Raw genomic sequence first — 20,593 nt, forward strand, 5'->3', positions numbered from 1 at the left:
TTTTCCTCTACTTATCAAAGTTTTTCAGTTTCTACGCGTTCGCGTATCACCACTGCGGGATTGCCACGGCAAACTGCATTTGCCGGTAGCGATTTAAAAACGCTGCTGCGGGCGCCAATAACGGTGCCATCACCAACAGTTACACCCGGTGCAACAAAAACATCTGTTGCCAGCCAGCATTTTTCACCAATCACAATAGGCGTGGCGGTAATATCAAAATGCGGGCTCATAAAATCGTGGCTGCCAGTGCACAAATAACACTTCTGCGATACCACCGCGTTTGCGCCGATGGTAATGTCGCCAAGGGTATATAACACCGCGTCATCCCCTACCCAGGCATAATCTCCGAGGGTTAATTTCCACGGATAGGTAATTTTTACCGATGGGCGAATGACTACGTTTTTTCCTATTTTTGCGCCGAAGAGTCGTAATAAAAATGCTCGCCAGCGATATAAAATTTGCGGTGACCAGGCAAATAATGTTGCCTGTACGGCCCACCACAATTGAACTTTGATTCCGTTTGCGCCGCGAAACCCCTTCGGCATGGAAAAACCACTAAGATCCTGCATAACGTTCTCTTATATTCAGGCTTTGTTATAGAGGGCTTTCGTTTTACCCGTCGTTTTCAGACGTAAAAAATAAGATAATTCCGCCCAGAACCCTGGCACTCGTAATATTTTGCGCTGGACTTTTTTGGCGTCCTGGCACAATTCCAGATTATTCGAGGTTGAAACGCCGCCCATTGAGAATTCCGACACCAACCCTTTAATGCGTTTAAACGGGAAGCCCGCTTTAAACATTCTGGCGGCAAGGGCGTAATCGGATGAAACCTTATACTGCAAATCATAGGGGTAGGTTTTTAAGCCATTGACCGGGAAGAAAATAGCCTGATGACTGGCGGGCAGGCTATGATAAATATACCAACCATGTTTTGCCGCACGTTTGACTTTATTCCCGTCGCCGAAATCGAGCAGCGCATCGCCGATATACATGGCATTCTCTTTTTCACGCATCAGCTGGCGCACAAACAACGCGACGTCTTCATGGAACACATCACCGGAGTTAAGGAAGATCGCGTAACGACCTTGCGCCATGTCGATGCCCTTATTCATGGCGTCGTAGATGCCTTTATCTTTCTCGCTGATATAACGTAAGTTGAACTCACCGTTGCGTTTTTCGAGAAACTCTGCGGTGCCATCGTCCGAGCCGCCATCGACCACGATCCATTCAAAAGTGAGGCTGGGGTCGCGTGCCAGATTGCGCAGCGAGCGCCAGGTTTTTACTACACCATCGTAATTACGAAAGGCGACAGTAATGACGCTAAGAAACATATAACCACCTCGTTATGAATTCGTAATATTAAGCGCTTTGCGCAAAATAAACGGACAGACAATTAAGAACGCATACTCCGGGCTAAAAATTGACCCAGTAAAGAACAGTGAAACCGGCGTAAAAAGATAAAGCTGCACACGAAAATTCTGATTATCACCAAACGCGTTGATCGTCATTTTGAATACTTTGAACAGATACCACAGCGTTAACAAAACGGCGAACCAGGAAAAATAAATAATTAACAGATACAGACCATTGTCTATGGTTTTACCCACGTTCGCACCGTTAAAGATTCCGAATGATGCAACATATTCGTAAAGTGAGCCGAATCTTACTACACCATCAATATGGGTTAATGAATAACCCACCATCACCAGCGGTCCAATTATACGATAATACGATGACGAGCCTTCTGTTCCTAAATCACCCAGACGGGTAGAAATGTACGGGAACGCGAATACCAGCCCGACTAAAAACACCGCTAATGAAATGATTGCCAGGGGCAGTTTTTTCTTAATCGCCTCTTTATTCAGGTACTGAAACGCCCATTCCAGCAGGTAAAACAGGATAAATGTCATCACCCCTGAGAAGGACCCTGACAGGACAATTCCTGCAAGAATCATAGCATCGCTCTTAGGGGTTTTGATACCAAACTGTTTGATGCTGAGCCAAATTGAGATTAAAGCCAGAGCAAAAAATGCCGGTTCAAAATAGAGCGCAGTGGTTCGTTTTCCACCGAACTTAATGAAGTTCAGAACATAGCTGTTACTGTAAATCAGATATTTCGAGATTATCTCCATCAGGCTACTGCCACCGGTTAAAATAATCTGCGCCATTTCCATAGCGGCAAGCATAACAATGATGGCAATGACAATATAAAAGAACCTGAGGATCTTCCGATAATTATGTGGAGAGATGGTTTTAAACCGAATACTCCACACCATACCGATAATAATGACGATATAAACAAACAGCATGGTCGAGGTGACATATTTGCTGGCATCCAGCGACTGACCAAAGATGTAGTTAAAGGCGGTAAGCCCGGCGCCGAGCCCCAGCGCAATCATCAACTTCTTCACGCTTATCTTATCGACATACAACAACAGCAGAACCGGTAAGAAGGTGACGATGGTGATGGGGAAGCTCTCCCCCAGCTGGGCAATCTTGACGTTGACCAGCAGGTAAATCAGCGGCAGCAGCAGATAACTACAGATTCTGATAGAACGAGACATACTCCTCCAGCATCTGTTGGCCACTGTAAGCCTTGCGGCTGCGGTTGCGGAACGATTCCAGGGTAGTGCCAAAAACAGCCTGGGCAATCTCGGCCTTCGGCAACTGGACCAGCGGCAGTACCTCCTGCTCAGAGAAGGTTTTCCCGCCCGATTTCTCCAGCACCTCTTGCGCCGCATCGCTGTGCGTTGCAATTACCGGCACGCCAATAGAGAGCGCTTCACATAAAATCAGGGGGTAGTTATCGACCCGGGAACTGAACACCAGCGCATCCATACCGTTGAGGGCGCTCATTAGCTTGCGTTTGTCGGTTTCAAAGCCGTGGTTCACCACGTTAGCCCCTTCGAACGGCGAAAATTTACCGAAGGTGTGCAGCTCAATTTTGTCGCCGAGCGCCATCATGTCGCGCACCAGCTGCTGATTGGTTTTACCGTCGTAACGCAGGTCATGGGCGACGATAGCGATTTTCGGTTTGCCCGCTGTCGCCGCGACCGGCTCCAGCTCTGCCAGAATGGCTTCCGTGGCGACGTCGATGCCGTTATTAATGATCTTGCAGCGCCCTGCCCCATACAGGCTATTGAACGCATCGGCGACGTGCTGGCTCGGGGAGATAAACTGGCAGCCCAGCGCCAGCATGTCGCGAAACAGCTGACGTTTACCCGCCACCAGCTGATGGGCACGGTCAATTTTCACCGGCGGATAATTCTCGAGGGTCGGGCATTTCTGGCAGTTCGTTTTCCAGCCTTCACAGCCATCGGTAAACGCGCAGCGGCCGGTTACGCTCCAGTGATCATGCAGCGTCCAGACGAAGGTAGTATCGGGTTTATGCCCTTTCACCTTCTCACAAAACGCCACCACCTCTGTCAGCTTTAACCAGTAGCTGTGCAGCACATGAAAGTGCAGGACCACCGGACCCGGCGTGCGGGTTACCGTGCGATAGAGGTTATTCAGGTTGCCGAACAGATCCCGATTAAAGAGGCGAAACAGCGCGATGTTTGCCACCGAGGTCAGGCGCGGGGTGTGTTTCACCACCTGCGGATAGTTATCGTGACTCACGCTTTTTTTACCGCCCTTGCCATAGCCATAGACAAAACGCGACGCGAGCCCTTTTTTTAATGCACGCTGATGCAGATCCAGCGCGACGCCTGCTGCCCCGCCCTCGGCGAGACGAACATTAAATTGCAGAATATTCATTTAATCACCTTCACGCGGGCTTTTTCACCCACCACCAGCGCGTTGTCCGGAATACTGTCGAGCACGACGCTGCCCGCACCAACGGTGACGTTATTCCCCACGGTGATTTCGCCAATCATCACCACGTTGGCTCCAAGCTCAACGTTATTGCCAATCACCGGGCAGGCAAGATTGTCCGGACCGCGATTACCCAGGGTGACCCCATGGCGGATGGTGAAATCATCCCCGGCGACCACAAATTTATTGATCACCACCGCATAGCCGTGGTGGATCGTAAAGCGACGACCAATGGTGGCCGCAGCCTGAATCTCATAGCCAAAAAAGCATTCGGTAATGATGCGATAGAGCACCAGTACCGGCGCCGCCCAGAGGTTATTAATCACATTCTTCTTGCGCCAGACAGAGCAGAAATGGGCGATGCGATAAGCCAGAACCATGCAGCAGGGGCGCAGGCTCCAGCCGTTTGCGCGGCAATCTTCCAGAAACATTATTTCCCCCGAAGCCCGTCAGCCAGACGCTTGGTATTACGCACAGAAAAGAGCGTCAGCAGCGTGCGCCAGTTCATGCGCTTGTTGCGGATCTGGTAGAGGGTAAAGAGCTGATACTTACGGCTCGCACGGTCGAACTTGTCTTTGTGCTTGCGGTAGAAATGGAAGTAGCCGGAGAACTTTTTCGGCGAGGAGGTAATCTGCATCTCACCGTGGTTGATGTGCAGGATCTGCGTGGCGTCGTCTACCTTCCACGGCTCACCGTACTCCACCACCATCCGCAGGAAGATGTCGTAGTCCTGCGCCGCTTTCAGAGTGGTGTCGAACAGACACTCTTTGAAACGCCATGACCAGGTAAAGACCTGATTACCAATAATGTTGCGCTTATAAAAGAGGCGACGGGAATAAGGCGATTTCGGGTAGAGCGGCAGGCTCGCCGGTTGTGAATAGACTTCGCCCTGGCAGACATAATCGTTGGCGTACAGAAACGCATGCGTTACCAGCTGCGCCTGGTGAGACAGGAAGATAGAGAGACGGTTTGGCGTCCACTCATCGTCATCGTCAATACCGGTTAAAAACTCGCCTTTAGCCTGCAAAATCGCCTGATTGCGTACCGCGCAGGCGCCGGAATTGATCGCGTTGTGCGTATACATCACTCGCGGGTCATTGAGGTCGGTAACGAAGTTCTGTAACTGCTCCCAGGAGGAAGAGCAGTCATCAACAATAATCAGCTCCCAGTTGTCGTAATCCTGACGTAAAACCGATTTAATCGCGCGGATCGCCAACTGCTGACGGTTCCATGTCGGCATATAGATAGAGATCAATGGGCGTTGTGTGGTCATGGTCTTCCCCGGATGAATTCGATGCCCTCACCCCTACCCTCCCCCTCTGGGAGAGTCGGGATGAGGAAAACAGGTTATTTACTGTCAGACTTATATTCGTACTCGTAGTACCCGTAATCCTGGTACCCGGTGGCGCGACGGAAGATGGAGTTAAGAATGACCCCCTTCACCTCAATGCCGTTCTGCTCGAAGCGGCTGAGGCTGGTCTCCACCTCTTTAAGGGTGTTGACTGCATAACGCGCTACCATCAGGGTGGTTCCCGCGTGGCGGCCGACAATGGCGGCATCCGTCACGGCAAGGATTGGCGGGGTATCGATTAACACCAGGTCATAGTGTTTGCTCGCCCATGCAATCAGCTGAGTAAAGCGCTCGCTCATCAACAGTTCAGACGGGTTTGGCGGCACCTGACCACGCGGTACGAGGTCAAAATTGGTAATAGAAGTGGGTTTGGCGCAGTTCTCAATGTCACCTTTGCCCAACAGCACTTCTGACAGGCCATTGACGTTATTGGTGCCGAGCAGCTCGTGGGTGTAGCCCTTACGCATATCACAGTCGATCAGCAGCACGCGCTTGTTGGTCTGGCTGATCACCGCCGCAAGGTTGGCACAGACAAAGGTCTTACCAATTGATGGACTAACCCCGGTCAACATCAGGACGTTATTTTTCGCCTGCATCATGGCGAAGTGGAGGCTGGTACGCAGGCTGCGCACCGCTTCAATCGCCAGATCCGTTGGATTACCCACCGCCAGCAGCTGGCTCTGTTTGTAACGCTTAACCCCCTTCACGGTTTTGACGCTATCGCGGGATTTTTGCCATTCAGAGAGCGGGATGCTGGCATAGACGCTGATACCGTTCTCTTCCAGCACCTGCGGGCTTTCGATACCGCGGTTGAACAGAGAGCGCAGCAGTACGCCCACAATCGAGAGCATCAGGCCAAGAATGATACTGCCGAGAATAATCAGCGCTTTCTTCGGCTTCAGTACCCCTGGCTGGGTGATGGCCGGGTCGACGATACGGACATCGCCTACGGTACTGGCCTCGGTGATCTTCAGCTCCTGCTGTTTATTCAGCAGCTGCATATAAACCTGCTGACCCGACTCCACATCACGCGTCAGACGTACAATCTCTTGCTGGGTCTTCGGCATAGCGGTCACGCGGTTGTTCAGTTTGGCTTTCTCATCCTCTAAGGCCTTACGTTTTTCCAGCAGCGTGCGGTATGCCGGGTGACGTTTGGTATAGAGCTTGGAGATTTCCGCCTCTTTAAAGGTCAGCTCGTTCAGCTGGGCGTCGATATTGACCATCGAATCCAGCACGGATTTCGCCTCTAAAGGCAGGTCAACCGAGTCCTTATCCTGACGATAAGCGTTGAGTTTGTTCTCGGCTTCATCCAGGCTGGCGCGCACTTCAGGAAGCTGTTTCGCCAGGAAGGCCAGGCTCTTCGCCGCTTCTTCAGATTTACGCTCAACGTTCTGCTCGAGATAGTTGCGGGTGATGCTGTTCAGGATATCGCGGATTTTATCTTTATCTTCACCGGTAAAGGTCATGCTCAGCACGCCGGTGTCTTTACCCGTTTCCGTCACCGTGAGGTTATTTTGCAGGTTGTTAATCATCCCAAGCGTGGAGAACTTGGTGACGGTAAACTCGCTGCCCTCAGCGGCCTGAATCGCGTTCACTTTAATGCTCACGCCATCTTTGCTGAGCAACTGCCCTACTTCGCCACGGGCGCTAAAGCCGGCGTCGCTGGTCAGTTGGTACTGCTTAGGCCCCAGCACTTCGAGGGTGAAGACCTGATCGGCCGCCCCCTTTGGCAGGCTAAAGTCGGTCACTTTAACGGTATCGTTTTGCCGTCCCATCAGACGATCCCAGCCCGCACCGAAGACCGGGAAGGTATTTTTGCTAACGGCAATATCCAGACCCAGGTCGCGCACGGTTTTACCCAGCACCAGACGCGACTGCAGCAGCTGAATTTCCGCTTCTGAAGCCGGTGGCTTGTTCGCCAGCGCCGAGCCAATATCCTGCACCAGCGAGTTGCCGGTGTTTTGCTCGATCTGCACCAGCGCATCGGCGCTGTAGATGGGAGTGGCGAACAGGGTGTAGACCACCGCCGCCAGCGCAAAGACGGCGGTGGTGCCTAACACCCACCAGCGCGCCTCAACCACGGTCCCAATCAGGCGACCAATATCGATTTCATCGCTGCCCGCGGTCGAGGCGGAAGAAGCTTTTACTTTTTCTGTCATTGTTATCCCTGCTGAACGTTCAGTGCCTGCGCCCACTGACGGGCAGACTGGTCAAGTAAGGTGTAAACCGCTTCAAAGGCTTCACGGCTTTTGCGATAGGGATCGGGGATTTCGCGTTCGTTGTCCCAGTGACCAAACAGCATCACTTTGCCGCGCATCTCCGGCGCGATATCGCACAGAGCGTGAATATGGCGCTTTTCCATCGCCAGGATCAGGTCATATTCCCGACACATGGCGGCTGAAACCTGACGGGCGCAATGCCCGTCTAGAGAAAGGTTATGTTGCTCTGCCACGCTCGTTGCACGCTCGTCGGCCCCTTTGCCTACCAGCGCACCCAGCCCTGCAGAACCCACCGTCAGCCCCGGCTGATATTGCTTTAACAGCCGCTCGGCCGTGGGGGAACGGCAAATGTTCCCCACGCACACCACCAGAATTTTGTTAAACATCGCGGATTACCAGTTATGAACGTCGCTTGCCGTGTCGGTCATGTAGCGAACGCCACTGATCGTCGGCAGCAACTGGTTGATCAGGCGGTTCCAGCGAGCAACCGGTGCGGTCGTCACGTAGACCACGTCATACGGCTGGAGGCGGAACTCGGTTGCCATCACCAGAGAGGTGGCATCGGACATATCCAGCTGATAAATGTTGGCAATCTTGCCGTTGCTGCCTTGTCCTTTGAGCGGACGAATAACGAAGATGCCGCTGGCATTGGAGGTCGTCAGATCGATACCTTCCGCCGAGCCCAGCGCTTCGGTCAGCGTCATGCCGCTGAAGTCCATTTTGAGGGTGCTCTGTTTCTTCACTTCGCCCATCACGAACACTTTCAGATCGTCATTACGCGGCACAAAGAGGATGTCACCCGGATAGAGCAGTCGGTTCTGGCTCAGGTCGCCGTTTTGCATCAGCGCCTGCAAGGAGATGCGTTGTTCTTTGCCCTGATGGGTCAATACAACATTGCGCCAGTCGGCATTTTCGGTCAGCCCGCCTGCGGCGTTGATAGCGTCAAGTACGGTCAGCGGCACGTTGGTGATCGCCTGCTGCCCCGATTTATTGACCTGCCCGGAGATATAGGCTTTTTGCGAACGGAACGCGGCGATATTAACGTCCACCTGCGGATCAGCGATGTACTGCGCTAAGCGGCTGGTAATATCACTACGGATCTCGGCCAGCGTTTTGCCAACCACGTGTACTTTGCCAATGTAGGGATAGAACATGGTGCCGTCAGGCTGTACCCAGTTGCCGGTATCGCTCGAGCTACGGTACTGACCGGCTGGCGTCGTCAACTCTGGGTGGTCCCAGACGGTAACGCTAACGACATCGCCTGGGCCGACGCGATACTGATAAGAGGAGATCTCCTGATCCAGCGAGACGTTCGGCTGGGCCACGTTCGGGCGTGGGCGTAATTGCTCCACCAGTCTTGGTGTCAGGGGATAGACATTTACCATCCGATCAAGGTCGAAATCAGCATCTTGCTGTTTAATCACATCCTTACCCATGGTCGACATATTGCTGCCAGGTAAGACGGTGCACCCACTCATCAAGGTCACAGACACCAATAATGGCATCAATTTCATTTTGGATTTCATCATTGATTATTTATCACTTTGGCAGAGTAATTATCCTGTGCGGTTTAATTAAATGCGCGGCATTTAACTTTTAGCATGCGGTTAATAAAACAGAAATATAACTGGCATCAGTCCTAAAAAAAGTTTATTCATCCGCAAGCTATTGACAGAATAATCGAGGCTGATTAACACGCTTTCAGGCACGCTACCGCCCTTGGCTTTCAGTTACCAATCCACTGTTTAAACAGTAATTTATGGATAAACACCCTCTTTGACATGGTTTAATCGAAAGATATATCGGGCAAGAAAACGCTTCTCCAGATATAAACTTTCTGTTCTTTAAACCGACACTGAAATAGCAACAAGAGGCTTTAACATTTGATGCTGGAGGAATTGTTGCAGCTAACGATTTAGCAGGCAAGGAAACAACAGTCGGCGCATCGCTTTTTAAGATTAATATTAACGGCAAAGTTTTAATGTTTTAGGATTTTCTTCAGGTTGACAAAAATGAATATATAACCGTTACCTGCGATATTTCTTAAATATAATTATTTAAGGGGATTCTGGTTATAACCCTAAATTAACCATGGGAATAGAGTGAGCCGTATTTGCGGCGTTGCCCGAGGAAATCCCAGGCTGGCATTGCATTTTTCGCAGGCTTTATCCATGATCGAAATGTGACATTTGTCATATTACAAAAGGTATGATTCCCGCTATGGAATGGATTGCAGATCCATCAATCTGGGCCGGTCTGGTCACTCTGGTGTTACTGGAACTGGTGCTCGGCATCGACAACCTGGTCTTTATCGCCATTCTTGCCGAAAAATTGCCCCCTGCTCAGCGCGATCGCGCTCGCGTCACCGGCCTGCTTCTGGCCATGGTGATGCGCCTGCTGTTACTGGCCTCTATTTCCTGGCTGGTGGGGCTCACCAAACCGCTATTTACGGTACACGGCCTGGGCTTCAGCGCGCGCGACCTGATTATGCTTTTTGGCGGCCTGTTCCTGATCTTCAAAGCCACCGTCGAACTCAATGAACGGCTGGAAGGTAAGGATAATGAAAACCCCACCCAGCGCCGGGGCGCCAGATTCTGGCCGGTGGTGGCGCAAATTGTGGTGCTGGACGCCGTCTTCTCTCTTGATTCGGTGATCACCGCCGTGGGGATGGTGGACCATCTGGCCGTTATGATGGCAGCCGTCATCATTGCCATTGCGCTGATGGTGTTGGGCAGTAAGGCGTTAACGCGCTTCGTTAATAGCCACCCGACAATCGTCATTCTCTGTCTTAGCTTCCTGCTGATGATCGGCTTTAGCCTGGTGGCAGACGGCTTTGGCTTCCACATTCCGAAAGGCTATCTGTACGCCGCCATAGGATTCTCAGTCATCATCGAGGCGCTAAACCAGCTGGCCATCTTCAACCGCCGTCGCTTTCTGTCAGCCAATCAGACGCTACGTCAGCGCACAGCTGAGACGGTGATGCGTCTGCTGAGCGGAAAGAAAGAGGATGCGGAACTGGATGCGGAGTCGGCATCCCTGCTGGCGGATCATGACAGCAGCCAGATCTTTAACCCGCAGGAACGTCGAATGATTGAGCGGGTATTAAATCTTAACCAGCGTTCTGTCAGCAGCATCATGACCTCCCGTCACGATATCGAGCATATCGACCTCAACGCCCCGGAGGCGCAAATCCGCGCGCTGCTGGAAAAAAACCAGCATACCCGCGTGGTGGTAACCGGTGGCGAGCAGGAGGAGGATCTGCTCGGCGTGGTACACGTTATCGACCTGCTCAACCAGCAGTTACAGGATGAACCGCTTGACCTGCGGGCGCTGGTGCGTCAGCCGCTGGTCTTCCCGGAGGGGCTGCCGCTGCTCTCTGCGCTGGAACAGTTCCGCAACGCCCGTACGCACTTTGCCTTTGTGGTGGATGAATTCGGCTCCGTTGAGGGGGTGGTGACCCTGAGCGACGTGATGGAAACCATTGCCGGTAACCTGCCCAATGAAGTGGAAGAGATCGACGCCCGCCATGATATTCAGAAAAACGCCGACGGAAGCTGGACGGCGAACGGTCATATGCCGCTGGAAGACCTGGTGCAGTATGTGCCACTGCCGCTGGATGAGAAGCGTGAGTATCACACCCTCGCCGGTCTGCTGATGGAATACCTGCAACGTATTCCCGCCCCTGGGGAAGAGGTCCAGGTGGGTCACTATGCTCTGAGGACGCTGGAAGTCGATCATCACCGGGTGCAGAAGGTGCAGTTAATTCCGCAGGCTGATGAAGCAGAGGAAGAGTACGAAGTGTAATAAAAAGCCGGGTAAGGCTAACCCCTACCCGGCTTAATCATTAAAGTTTTTCCAGCAGCTTTTTCACGTCTTTACTGTTTTTCGAATCCTTGTTGCGATCCGCCCAGTCGTTCAGACGCCGTTTGGCTTCATCCTGAAGATGTTTACGCATCAGCTGATCCACCTGCAGACTGTAGTTGAGCGCCTGCCACTGACCATACACGCTCAGCGGGATCGGTGTCTGTTTCAGGAAATCGATCAGCTTACCCTCGCCCAACCAGCCCTCCAGCACCGTCACTTTAAAGTGGGTATCCGCCGTCTCTTTGACCAGGTCCATCGTGCCATCGCCCTCAAGCGATAACATAGGCGATTCCCCCTGCATGCTCTCCAGCGAGAGCTGGCCGTTATCAAGCGAAAGCTCGGTAACAAAGCGATTCAGACGGGTGGCGTTTTCAAAGTTATCTTTGGCCTTCACATTACTGCTGCGCTCCACCGCCTGCTGCACCAGTTGCTGGAAGTTAAGCCCTTCCATACGGGTGTTGCTCATCTCGACGTGGGCCTGCCCTTGCCAGTTGCGACGGAAGGCCTCGGCGTCGATCTTGCCGCCAGAGAAATCGCCCGCCAGCGTCAGGCTACCGGTCAGGGGGATCGGATAGTTGAAGGCTTTCAGGATGGTGCCAATCTCGACATTTTCCAGCCGCGGCTGGAATGCCGTGCGGGCCTCCGCTTTGCGCACATCCAGGGTGCCTGGCAATGAGAGGCGCCCCTGCCCCATCTCGCCGCTCAGATCGCTGATGGTGAGCAAACCATTTTTGTTAGTCATCTGGCTGGAGACATGGGTAAAATCCATGCCGCGCCAGTGGACGCGGTTGGCTTTTAGCATGATATCCGCGTCAAAACCGCGCAGACCGTTATAATCAGGCCGATCGAGGTTCGTCGAGATCACCGGGCGCGGCTTCGGCTGAGACTGCCCCTGCTGCGCCACGTCACCCTGGGCGGCAGCGGCTTGCGCCGTAAGCAGATTTTCAAGGTTGAGCGTATCGAATTGCAGATTGATCACCCATTGCGGGGTGTCGCTCAGCATCACGCTCGCCTGGCCAGTCAGCGCGCTGTCGTTCGCTTTCAGATCGAGCTGATTGAGCTCAAGCTGTTTGCGCTCTTCCCGCCAGACTGCCTGCAGTTTGCCCTGTCCGGTGATACCCTGCGCCGGAAGATCGGCCCCGGTCAGCTGCCAGTCAAGCTGCTGAATATTGGCAATCAGCTGGTGAGGATAGTCAGACGCATCGACATTCGCATTCAGCGAGACCACCATGTCGCGCTGATTACGGTTCACGCGCCCGCTAAAATCCATCGTGCCTTTGTGGTGCTCATCCTGCTCCATCTGCAGATTGATATTACGCACCGTCACCTGTTCGTCGCTCTCATGCTGGAACACCAGCACGCTATCGGCGACCTTCAGTTTACCAATATCAAACGACCAGCCGTTATCTTCAGCTACGTCGGGGAGCGTGTTTTCGCGCGGCGCCACCGGGGCATCGGGCTTGCGCACCGCCTCGGTCTGCGGCGTCAACTGAATTACCGCCCCTTTAAGCATCACCTGATTCACCTGCAACTGATGCGAAAGAAGCGGCATTAACGCCACGTCCAGACGCATATTGTCGGAGGTAAGCAGCGGCACGGAAGCCCCCGGCGCGGTTAACGACATCCGGCCGGAAAGAATGCTTAACTGCGGCCAGACGTGCCAGCGCAGCGGGCCGTCCAGCTTCATCACGTAGCCACTGCGCGCTTCAACCTGGCGCACCATGTAGGCACGAAAATCGTTGGGATTTACCAGCAGCACCAACGCAGTAAGACCTGCCAGCAAGACCACCAGCAAAATCATCAGCGTTGTCAGAACTCTTCTCATGGCTTCCTCGGTGGACTGGGCTGGGCTCAGTCTTTGTCAATACGACTGGCAACCGCACCCTGCTGATCGCGGTATTTCGCATCCTGGCGGCGGTTGTAAGGACGTGCAGCCGGGCCGGTCAGCGGCTCGAAACTGAGCGCGCCAATCATCATGCCTGGACGTAATGCCAGCGGCAATTTACCGGCGTTGAAGAACTCCAGCACAATGCGACCCGACCAGCCTGGATCGATACGGTGCGCGGTTACGTGCACCATCAGCCCCAGACGCGCCAGAGACGAACGTCCATCAAGCCAGCCAACTAGATCGGCAGGCAGGGTCACGGACTCAAAGGTAACCGCCAGCGCCAGTTCTCCTGGGTGCAGATAAAAGGCCTCGCCGTCCTCAAGAACAATCTCGTCGCTCATCACGCGTTCGAGTGCGGCGCTCACTTCATCTTTTGGACCGCTAAGGTCGATAAAGGGGGCGGTATGCCCGCTGAAGGTGCGGAATTTATTGCCCAGACGCACGTCCACGGTCACGCCATTAATGCGCTCCACGGGCGGACGGGGTGAAATGGACAGACGGCCTTCATCGAGCCAGGCTTCAATATCTTTGTCACACAGACGCATGGCACTCTCTCCTTTCGTGCATCACTCCCTCGGGCTTATCTGCGCCGAGGGTGAACCGGGTTATCTCTGAACGGTACACAATTCGCGTGTTTTATTCAAAAAACTGGCTGATTTTCGCTTTCAGAATATCGATCGCAATACGGTTTTTACCCCCACGCGGCACGATAATATCGGCGTACTGTTTGGACGGTTCAATAAACTGCAGGAACATTGGACGTACCGTTTTCTGATATTGCGCCATAACGGAGTCCATGGAGCGACCGCGTTCGTTAACGTCGCGCTTGATGCGGCGCATCAGGCAAATATCCAGTGGCGTATCAACAAAAATGGAGAAGTTCATCGATTCGCGCAGACGCGCGTCGGTCAGCAGCAGGATGCCTTCAAGGATAATGACCTTCTTTGGCTCAATACGGATAGTTTCCTGCGTGCGGGTATGTTCAACATAGCTGTAGACGGGTAATTCAATTGGGGCGCCGTTCTTCAGAGACTGAAGATGCTGAAACAGCAGGCTGTGATCCATCGCGCTGGGATGGTCATAGTTGGTCTTAACGCGCTCTTCCATCGACAGATGACTTTGATCCTTGTAATAGCTGTCTTCCGGAATGACACCGATGTGCTCATCACCAACCTGTTCACGTAATTCACGGTAAAGCGTACTAGCAATAAGACTTTTACCTGAAGCCGATGCGCCGGCGATGCCTATAATGACGCACTGATGAGACTTATCAGTCATAAATTTAGCGACCTGAGTAACCTGGATGTAAAGGAAGGACGACGCCGAAGCGTCAAACGGCGCAATTATAGGGATTTCGCTCCCGTGATACCAGTCGAAAGCGCAGGTTATGCGTGACGCGCGAAAATAGCCTTTTTCTTCCCGCTGCGTTATTACCCTGTTCACTTTTCCATCATCAAAGATGAAATTTTTGCAGGATAACTATTTAATAACTCTATGATGTCAAATTATGAGCAGCCACCATATGAATTGTAAATTGTTTGTACTAGCATAATCCAAATTCATCATTCAACTCGTCCGGACCTGGTTCGTGACGGCATGGCGTCCCCTGGATAAGCGGTAATGAATAAACAATACCAGCGCGTTTTGGTTACCACCCCACATCCTTTACTACGGCTTGTCAGTCTTGGTCTGGTTACCTTTATCTTTACCCTTTTTTCGCTGGAGCTGACGCGTTTCGGTACATTACTGGCACCTTTATGGTTCCCGACTGCCATTATGATGGTGGCCTTTTACCGTCACGCCGGCAAAATGTGGCCCGGTATCGCGCTCGCCTGCACCTTCGGCAATATCTTTGCCACCTGGCTGCTCTTCTCCTGGGATACCCTTAATCTGTGGTACGGGTTGATCAACACCCTCGAGGCGGTGGTCGGCGCGCTGTTGCTGCGAAAACTGCTCCCCTGGTATAACCCGCTGCAAAATCTGGGCGACTGGATCCGTCTGGCGATCGGCAGCGCCGTGATCCCGCCTCTGCTGGGCGGCATGTTGGCGTATCTGCTGGTTCCTACCGCCGAGCCGATGCGCAACTTTCTGGTCTGGGTGCTCTCGGAAACCATCGGCGCGCTGGCGCTGGTGCCGCTGGGGCTGCTGTTTAAACCCCACTACCTGCTGCGTCATCGCAATCCGCAATTACTGCTCGAAACGCTGGTCACCATGGTGGTGACGCTGGTGCTAAGTTGGATCGCCATCCGCTTTTTACCCTGGCCCTTTACCGCGATTATCGTCTTACTGATGTGGAGCGCCGTCCGATTACCACGCCTTGAAGCATTTCTGGTCTTCCTGGTCACGGTAATGATGGTATCGCTGTTGATCGCCTCTTCGCCGGTGCCGCTGGTCACTGAAAATGCCGCCATGCTCAACGCCCCCTGGCTGCCATTCCTGATGATGCTGTTGCCCGCTAACGTCATGACCATGGTGATGTACGCCTTCCGCGCCGAGCGGAAACACATCACCGAGAGCGAAGAACGTTTTCGCAATGCCATGGAGTACTCCGCGATCGGCATGGCGCTGGTCGGTACCGACGGCCAGTGGCTGCAGGCCAACAAAGCGCTTTGTCAGTTCCTCGGTTACTCCCAGTCTGAGCTGCACTCCCTGACGTTCCAGCAGGTGACCTGGCCCGAAGATCTCAATCTTGACCTCGAGCAGATGGAGCAACTGATCCGCGGGGATATCAACAGTTACTCGATGGAGAAGCGTTACTACACCCGCAATGGTGAGGTAGTCTGGGCGCTGCTGGCGGTCTCGCTGGTGCGCCATGCGGACGGCAGCCCGCTCTATTTCATCGCCCAGATTGAAGATATTAACGATCTCAAACAGACCGAATGGGTTAACAAGCGCCTGATGGAGCGCATTACTCTCGCTAACGAAGCGGGGGGAATTGGTATCTGGGAGTGGGATGTTAAACCGGACGTGATCAGCTGGGATAAGCGCATGTTCGAACTCTATGAAGTTCCGCCGCATATTAAACCCACCTGGCAGATGTGGCATGAGTGTATGCTCCCGGAAGACCGCGCCCATGCTGAACAGGTGGTACGTGATGCCCTGGCCGCGCGCATTCCCTTCAAGCTGGAGTTTCGTATTCGGGTCAAAGAGGGGGTTCGTCACATCCGCGCGCTGGCGAATCGGGTGCTGAATAAGCAGGGCGAGGTCGAACGCCTGCTCGGCGTCAATATGGATATGACCGAGGTAAAAGAGCTTAACGAAGCGCTGTTCCAGGAAAAAGAGCGTCTGCATATTACCCTCGATTCCATCGGCGAAGCCGTGCTCTGTACCGATGTCGATATGAACGTCACCTTTATGAACCCGGTCGCCGAGAAGATGAGCGGCTGGACCCAGCAAGACGCGATGGGCCAGCCGATTTTATCGGTGCTGCATATTACCTTTGGTAATAGCGGCCCGCTGATGGAAAACATTCACAGCGGGGATATGTCCCGTACCGATATCGAACAGGATGTCGTCCTGCACAGCCGCAGTGGCGGGAGCTACGATATTCACTACAGCATCACCCCACTGAGCACTCTCGATGGACAAAACATCGGCTCGGTGCTGGTCATTCAGGATGTTACCGAGTCGCGCAAAATGCTGCGTGAACTGAGCTACAACGCCTCTCACGACGCCCTCACCCACCTGGCAAACCGCGTCAGCTTTGAAGCGCACCTGAAACGTCTGCTCCATATGGTGCAGGAGACCCGCCAGCGACATGCGCTGGTGTTTATCGATCTCGACCGTTTTAAAGCGGTGAATGACACCGCAGGCCATGCGGCGGGCGATGCCCTGCTGCGAGAGCTCTCTTCGCTGATGCTCAGCATGCTGCGTTCGACCGATGTGCTGGCGCGTCTTGGCGGGGACGAGTTTGGTTTACTGTTGCCTGAATGCAATACCGAAAGCGCCCGCTACATCGCGGGGCGTATCATTAATGCCATCAACGATTACCACTTTATGTGGGACGGCCGCCTGCACCGTATCGGCGCCAGCGCCGGGATTACGCTTATCGACGCCGTAAACCACCAGGCCGCTGAAGTGATGTCTCAGGCGGATATTGCCTGCTACGCCTCAAAAAACAGCGGACGTGGGGTGGTCACGGTGTATGAACCGCAGCAAGAACGCATGCAGAGCAACCGCAATATGATGTCGCTCGATGAACAGTGGCACATGATTAAAGACAACAACCTGGTGATGCTCGCGCGCAGCGTGGCGTCACCGCGTATCCCGGAGAGCAGCAATTTCTGGATGTTGTCGCTGCGCCTGTGGACCAGCGAAGGGGAAGTTCTCGAAGAGCAGACCTTCCGCGCCGGGCTGGCTGAGCCCGAGCTCCTTCACGCTCTCGACAGACGCGTGATGCAGGAGTTCTTCCGCAGTTTTGCCGCCCCGCTGGCTAAAAAAGGGACCGGCGTGGCCCTTCCGCTGTCGCTGGCTGGACTGGCCAGCGTGACCCTGGTCGACGAGTTGCTGGATATGCTGGCACAGAGCCCGCTGCCGGCACGACTGCTGCACCTGATGCTGCATATTGACGTACTGAGGCAGCAAAATAACGCCTGTCTGCAGGGGCTGGATAAACTGCGCCGTGCCGGCTGCCGTATCATCCTCAGCCATGTCGGGCGAGATATGGACGAGTTCAACTACCTCAGCGCCCATCAGGCAGATTACCTGCTGCTGGATCCCGAGGTCGTGACCAACGTTCACGGCAACCTGATGGACGAGATGCTGGTCACCATTATCCAGGGTCATGCCCAGCGGCTGGGCATGAAAACCATCGCCGGGCCGAGCAACCAGCCGGTGGTGATGGACACGCTCTCGGGCATCGGCATCGACTATATCTACGGCAATACCATTGACGAACCGCGCCCGCTGGAACTACTGCTTAATACCAGCTACTTCGCCATCAACTGACGGCGTCCAGCCTTCGGTATACCAGATATGCAGCAGCGCGTATGAGCGCCACGGCTGCCACCGGGCGGCATAGCGCCGTATCCCGGCCGGGGTCATGCCGGCAAAGCGTTGCTTGATCAGATAATCATCCGGTAAGAACACATCTTTCGCCTGCCAGCCGCGCAGGGCGAAATAATTCGCCGTCCAGCGCCCGATGCCCGGGCGCGTTTGCAGCGCCTTCACGCCCGCCTCGATGTCATCCGGCGGCGTAAGAGGAAATGTCCCGGCCTCCACCGACTGCGCCAGGTGAATGAGCGACTCGGCGCGTTTAACTGGCATGCCGAGCGCCTTCAAGGCCAGCGGGTCGGCATTTGCCAGCGCCGCCGGGGTAGGAAAGCAGAAATAGCCCGGCGCCCCTGCGAGCGGCTCACCACACAAGGCGACCACTTTCGCGGTGAGCTTCGCTGCCATCGCTACGCTCACCAGCTGGCCGAGAATAGCGCGTACCCCCTGCTCGTAAGCATCCATCGAGCCGGGCAGTCGCAGGCCGGGCCGGGCAGCGCCGAGCGCCCCGAGTACCCCGGCTATCTGCTGCGGGCGACACTCCAGGTCAAACAGCCGGGCCACGCGCGCCAGGACCGGGTCAGCGACCGGCAATAGCCCGTCACTCAGTTCAACCTGTAGCGTGCCGTCTTGCAGGTGCGGCGTGGCGCGAATCAACCCGACATGCCCCTCACAGGCGAAACTGCGCACGTAGTCAGTGGCGGTCACGGTTTCGATGCCGGTGACCGCACGGGCGGCCAAAAAATCGAACATCCATTGCCAGTCGTAGGGGGGTTGCCAGTGCAGAATAAACATTACGGCTCCTTTTTTCGTTACTCCACAGCATAACGCTGCCCGGCGGTTCTTGCCTTGCTTTCATATTCCAGTTGTCGCAGGCGAGACATTTCGCTAAAGTCTCGCCCCTTCTCAATGGCATGGGGATTTCGCACGTGTTTATCGGATTTGACTATGGTACCGCCAACTGTTCTGTGGCGGTGATGCAAGACGGGCAGCCACAGCTGCTCAAAATGGAAAATAACAGCACCCTGCTGCCATCAATGATTTGCGCGCCCACGCGTGAAGCGGTAAGCGAGTGGCTCTATCGTCATCATCAGGTTCCGGCTACCGGCACGGAAACCCAGGCGCTGTTACGCCGGGCGGTAAGCTTCAATCGCGAAGAGGATATCGACGTTACCGTCACCAGCGTGCAGTTTGGACTCTCCTCGCTGGGCCACTATATTGAGGACCCGGAAGAGGTCTACTTTGTTAAATCCCCGAAATCCTTCCTCGGTGCCAGCGGACTGAAGCCGCAGCAGGTTGCTCTGTTTGAGGATCTGGTTTGCGCCATGATGTTGCATATTCGTCAGCAGGCACAGTCGCAGGTGACGGATAGCATTACCCAGGCGGTGATTGGTCGTCCTATTAACTTCCAGGGGCTGGGGGGAGACGACGCAAACCAGCAGGCACAAGGGATCCTTGAGCGTGCCGCCCACCGCGCAGGTTTTCAGGACGTGGTGTTCCAGTATGAGCCGGTTGCCGCCGGTCTGGATTTTGAAGCGACGCTCAGTGAAGAGAAACGCGTGCTGGTAGTGGATATCGGCGGCGGGACAACTGACTGCTCGCTGCTGCTGATGGGGCCACAATGGCATGTCCGCCGCGACCGTGAAAATAGCTTGCTGGGACACAGCGGGTGCCGCGTAGGCGGGAACGATCTTGATATTGCACTGGCGTTCAAAAGCCTGATGCCGCTGCTGGGCATGGGCGGCCAGACGGAAAAAGGTATCGCCCTGCCGATCCTCCCCTGGTGGAATGCGGTTGCCATTAACGACGTCCCCGCTCAGAGCGATTTCTACAGTACCGCCAACGGTCGTTTCCTTAATGACCTGGTGCGCGATGCGCAGGATGCCGACAAAGTCGCCCTGCTGTATAAGCTCTGGCGTCAGCGTCTGAGCTATCGCGTGGTGCGTAGCGCCGAAGAGAGTAAAATTGCCCTTTCAGAAGCAGCCGATCATACCGTTACGCTGCCGTTTATCGGCGATGAGCTGTCCACCGCGATTAGTCAGCAGGGGCTGGAGGCGGCACTGGCGCAACCGTTGCAGCGCATTCTGGAACAGGTGCAGCTGGCGCTGGATAACGGTAAAGAGAAACCGGACGTGATCTACCTTACCGGCGGTAGCGCCAAATCGCCGTTAATTAAGCGTGCGCTGGCGGAGCAGTTGCCGGGCATCCCGATTGCTGGCGGCGATGATTTCGGCTCGGTGACGGCGGGGCTGGCGCGTTGGGCGCAGGTAGTGTTTAGCTGACATAGATGCGGGCTGATGCCCTCACCCCGCCCCTCTCCAACAGGGAGAGGGGGAAATGCCTAAAAAAGGCAACCCGTGTTGCCTTTTTGCTTTACCCTCATTCAGACAATTCCAGACAGTCTTCCATATTTCCTCCATTTTTCTGCCGTCTCCACTCACTAAACTAGTATCATTTCCCGAAATGTTT

Annotated in this window: 16 protein-coding genes; 3 read left to right on the top strand and 13 right to left on the bottom strand. The window is 54.3% G+C overall.

Annotation, left to right across the window (positions count from 1 at the left end; genetic code table 11):
• Window positions 1-14: 14 nt before the first annotated feature.
• The 9 genes from wcaF to B2Q93_RS16040 all read right to left on the bottom strand — a co-directional run bounded on the left by wcaF (window position 15) and on the right by B2Q93_RS16040 (window position 8,912).
• The gene (gene wcaF, locus B2Q93_RS16000; protein WP_040074893.1) at window positions 15-569 is read right to left on the bottom strand and encodes a colanic acid biosynthesis acetyltransferase WcaF; all 555 of its coding nucleotides are present in this window, start codon (window positions 567-569) and stop codon (window positions 15-17) included.
• 15 nt (window positions 570-584) lie between these two features.
• On the bottom strand, window positions 585-1,331 hold the full coding sequence (wcaE, locus tag B2Q93_RS16005) for a colanic acid biosynthesis glycosyltransferase WcaE (RefSeq protein ID WP_046884800.1): 747 nt from the start codon (window positions 1,329-1,331) through the stop codon (window positions 585-587).
• A 12-nt stretch (window positions 1,332-1,343) separates the two neighbouring features.
• Window positions 1,344-2,564, bottom strand: coding sequence for a colanic acid polymerase WcaD (gene wcaD, locus B2Q93_RS16010; protein WP_286933993.1), 1,221 nt, complete (start codon window positions 2,562-2,564; stop codon window positions 1,344-1,346).
• Window positions 2,539-3,756: a colanic acid biosynthesis glycosyltransferase WcaC gene (wcaC, locus tag B2Q93_RS16015; protein ID WP_286933740.1), complete on the bottom strand. Its 1,218-nt coding sequence runs from the start codon at window positions 3,754-3,756 to the stop codon at window positions 2,539-2,541. Before wcaC ends, wcaD begins: the two co-directional genes overlap by 26 nt.
• Window positions 3,753-4,244, bottom strand: a complete 492-nt coding sequence (wcaB, locus tag B2Q93_RS16020) for a colanic acid biosynthesis acetyltransferase WcaB (protein WP_040074888.1) — start codon at window positions 4,242-4,244, stop codon at window positions 3,753-3,755. Before wcaB ends, wcaC begins: the two co-directional genes overlap by 4 nt.
• Complete coding sequence (gene wcaA / locus B2Q93_RS16025) at window positions 4,244-5,086, bottom strand: colanic acid biosynthesis glycosyltransferase WcaA (protein ID WP_286933741.1); 843 nt, start codon at window positions 5,084-5,086, stop codon at window positions 4,244-4,246. The genes wcaB and wcaA overlap by 1 nt, the downstream gene beginning before the upstream one ends.
• 74 nt (window positions 5,087-5,160) lie before the next feature.
• Complete coding sequence (gene wzc, locus B2Q93_RS16030; protein ID WP_046884795.1) at window positions 5,161-7,323, bottom strand: tyrosine-protein kinase Wzc; 2,163 nt, start codon at window positions 7,321-7,323, stop codon at window positions 5,161-5,163.
• A gap of 2 nt (window positions 7,324-7,325) precedes the next feature.
• Complete coding sequence (gene wzb / locus B2Q93_RS16035; RefSeq protein WP_040074885.1) at window positions 7,326-7,769, bottom strand: low molecular weight protein-tyrosine-phosphatase Wzb; 444 nt, start codon at window positions 7,767-7,769, stop codon at window positions 7,326-7,328.
• Window positions 7,770-7,775: 6 nt separating this feature from the next.
• Window positions 7,776-8,912 (bottom strand): polysaccharide export protein, encoded by a 1,137-nt coding sequence (locus B2Q93_RS16040; protein ID WP_040074884.1) that lies wholly within the window; start codon window positions 8,910-8,912, stop codon window positions 7,776-7,778.
• Window positions 8,913-9,603: 691 nt separating this feature from the next.
• Here B2Q93_RS16040 and B2Q93_RS16045 point away from each other — a divergent pair.
• On the top strand, window positions 9,604-11,187 hold the full coding sequence (locus B2Q93_RS16045) for a TerC family protein (protein ID WP_286933742.1): 1,584 nt from the start codon (window positions 9,604-9,606) through the stop codon (window positions 11,185-11,187).
• A gap of 40 nt (window positions 11,188-11,227) precedes the next feature.
• Here the strand turns inward: B2Q93_RS16045 and asmA are convergent, their stop codons facing one another.
• The 3 genes from asmA to udk form a co-directional block, all read right to left on the bottom strand.
• Entirely contained in the window at window positions 11,228-13,072 is a 1,845-nt protein-coding gene (gene asmA, locus B2Q93_RS16050) for an outer membrane assembly protein AsmA (RefSeq protein WP_046884793.1), read from the bottom strand.
• 26 nt (window positions 13,073-13,098) lie between these two features.
• The gene (dcd, locus tag B2Q93_RS16055; RefSeq protein WP_040074881.1) at window positions 13,099-13,680 is read right to left on the bottom strand and encodes a dCTP deaminase; all 582 of its coding nucleotides are present in this window, start codon (window positions 13,678-13,680) and stop codon (window positions 13,099-13,101) included.
• Between the two features lie 91 nt (window positions 13,681-13,771).
• The gene (udk, locus tag B2Q93_RS16060; protein ID WP_040074880.1) at window positions 13,772-14,413 is read right to left on the bottom strand and encodes a uridine kinase; all 642 of its coding nucleotides are present in this window, start codon (window positions 14,411-14,413) and stop codon (window positions 13,772-13,774) included.
• Window positions 14,414-14,755: 342 nt separating this feature from the next.
• Between udk and B2Q93_RS16065 the strand changes: the two genes are divergently transcribed.
• A complete protein-coding gene (locus tag B2Q93_RS16065; RefSeq protein ID WP_286933744.1) occupies window positions 14,756-18,082 on the top strand; it encodes a diguanylate cyclase in 3,327 nt (1,108 codons plus the stop codon).
• On the opposite strand, the gene alkA is transcribed toward B2Q93_RS16065, so the two are convergent.
• Entirely contained in the window at window positions 18,047-18,919 is an 873-nt protein-coding gene (gene alkA / locus B2Q93_RS16070; protein WP_286933745.1) for a DNA-3-methyladenine glycosylase 2, read from the bottom strand. The genes B2Q93_RS16065 and alkA overlap by 36 nt on opposite strands.
• 134 nt (window positions 18,920-19,053) lie before the next feature.
• On the opposite strand from alkA, the gene yegD reads away from it, so the two are divergent.
• The gene (gene yegD, locus B2Q93_RS16075) at window positions 19,054-20,406 is read left to right on the top strand and encodes a molecular chaperone (RefSeq protein ID WP_286933746.1); all 1,353 of its coding nucleotides are present in this window, start codon (window positions 19,054-19,056) and stop codon (window positions 20,404-20,406) included.
• The last annotated feature ends 187 nt before the right edge of the window (window positions 20,407-20,593 follow it).

The sequence above is a fragment of the Leclercia sp. UBA5958 genome, from assembly GCF_002430365.1.
GTDB classification, from domain to species: domain Bacteria; phylum Pseudomonadota; class Gammaproteobacteria; order Enterobacterales; family Enterobacteriaceae; genus Enterobacter; species Enterobacter pneumoniae.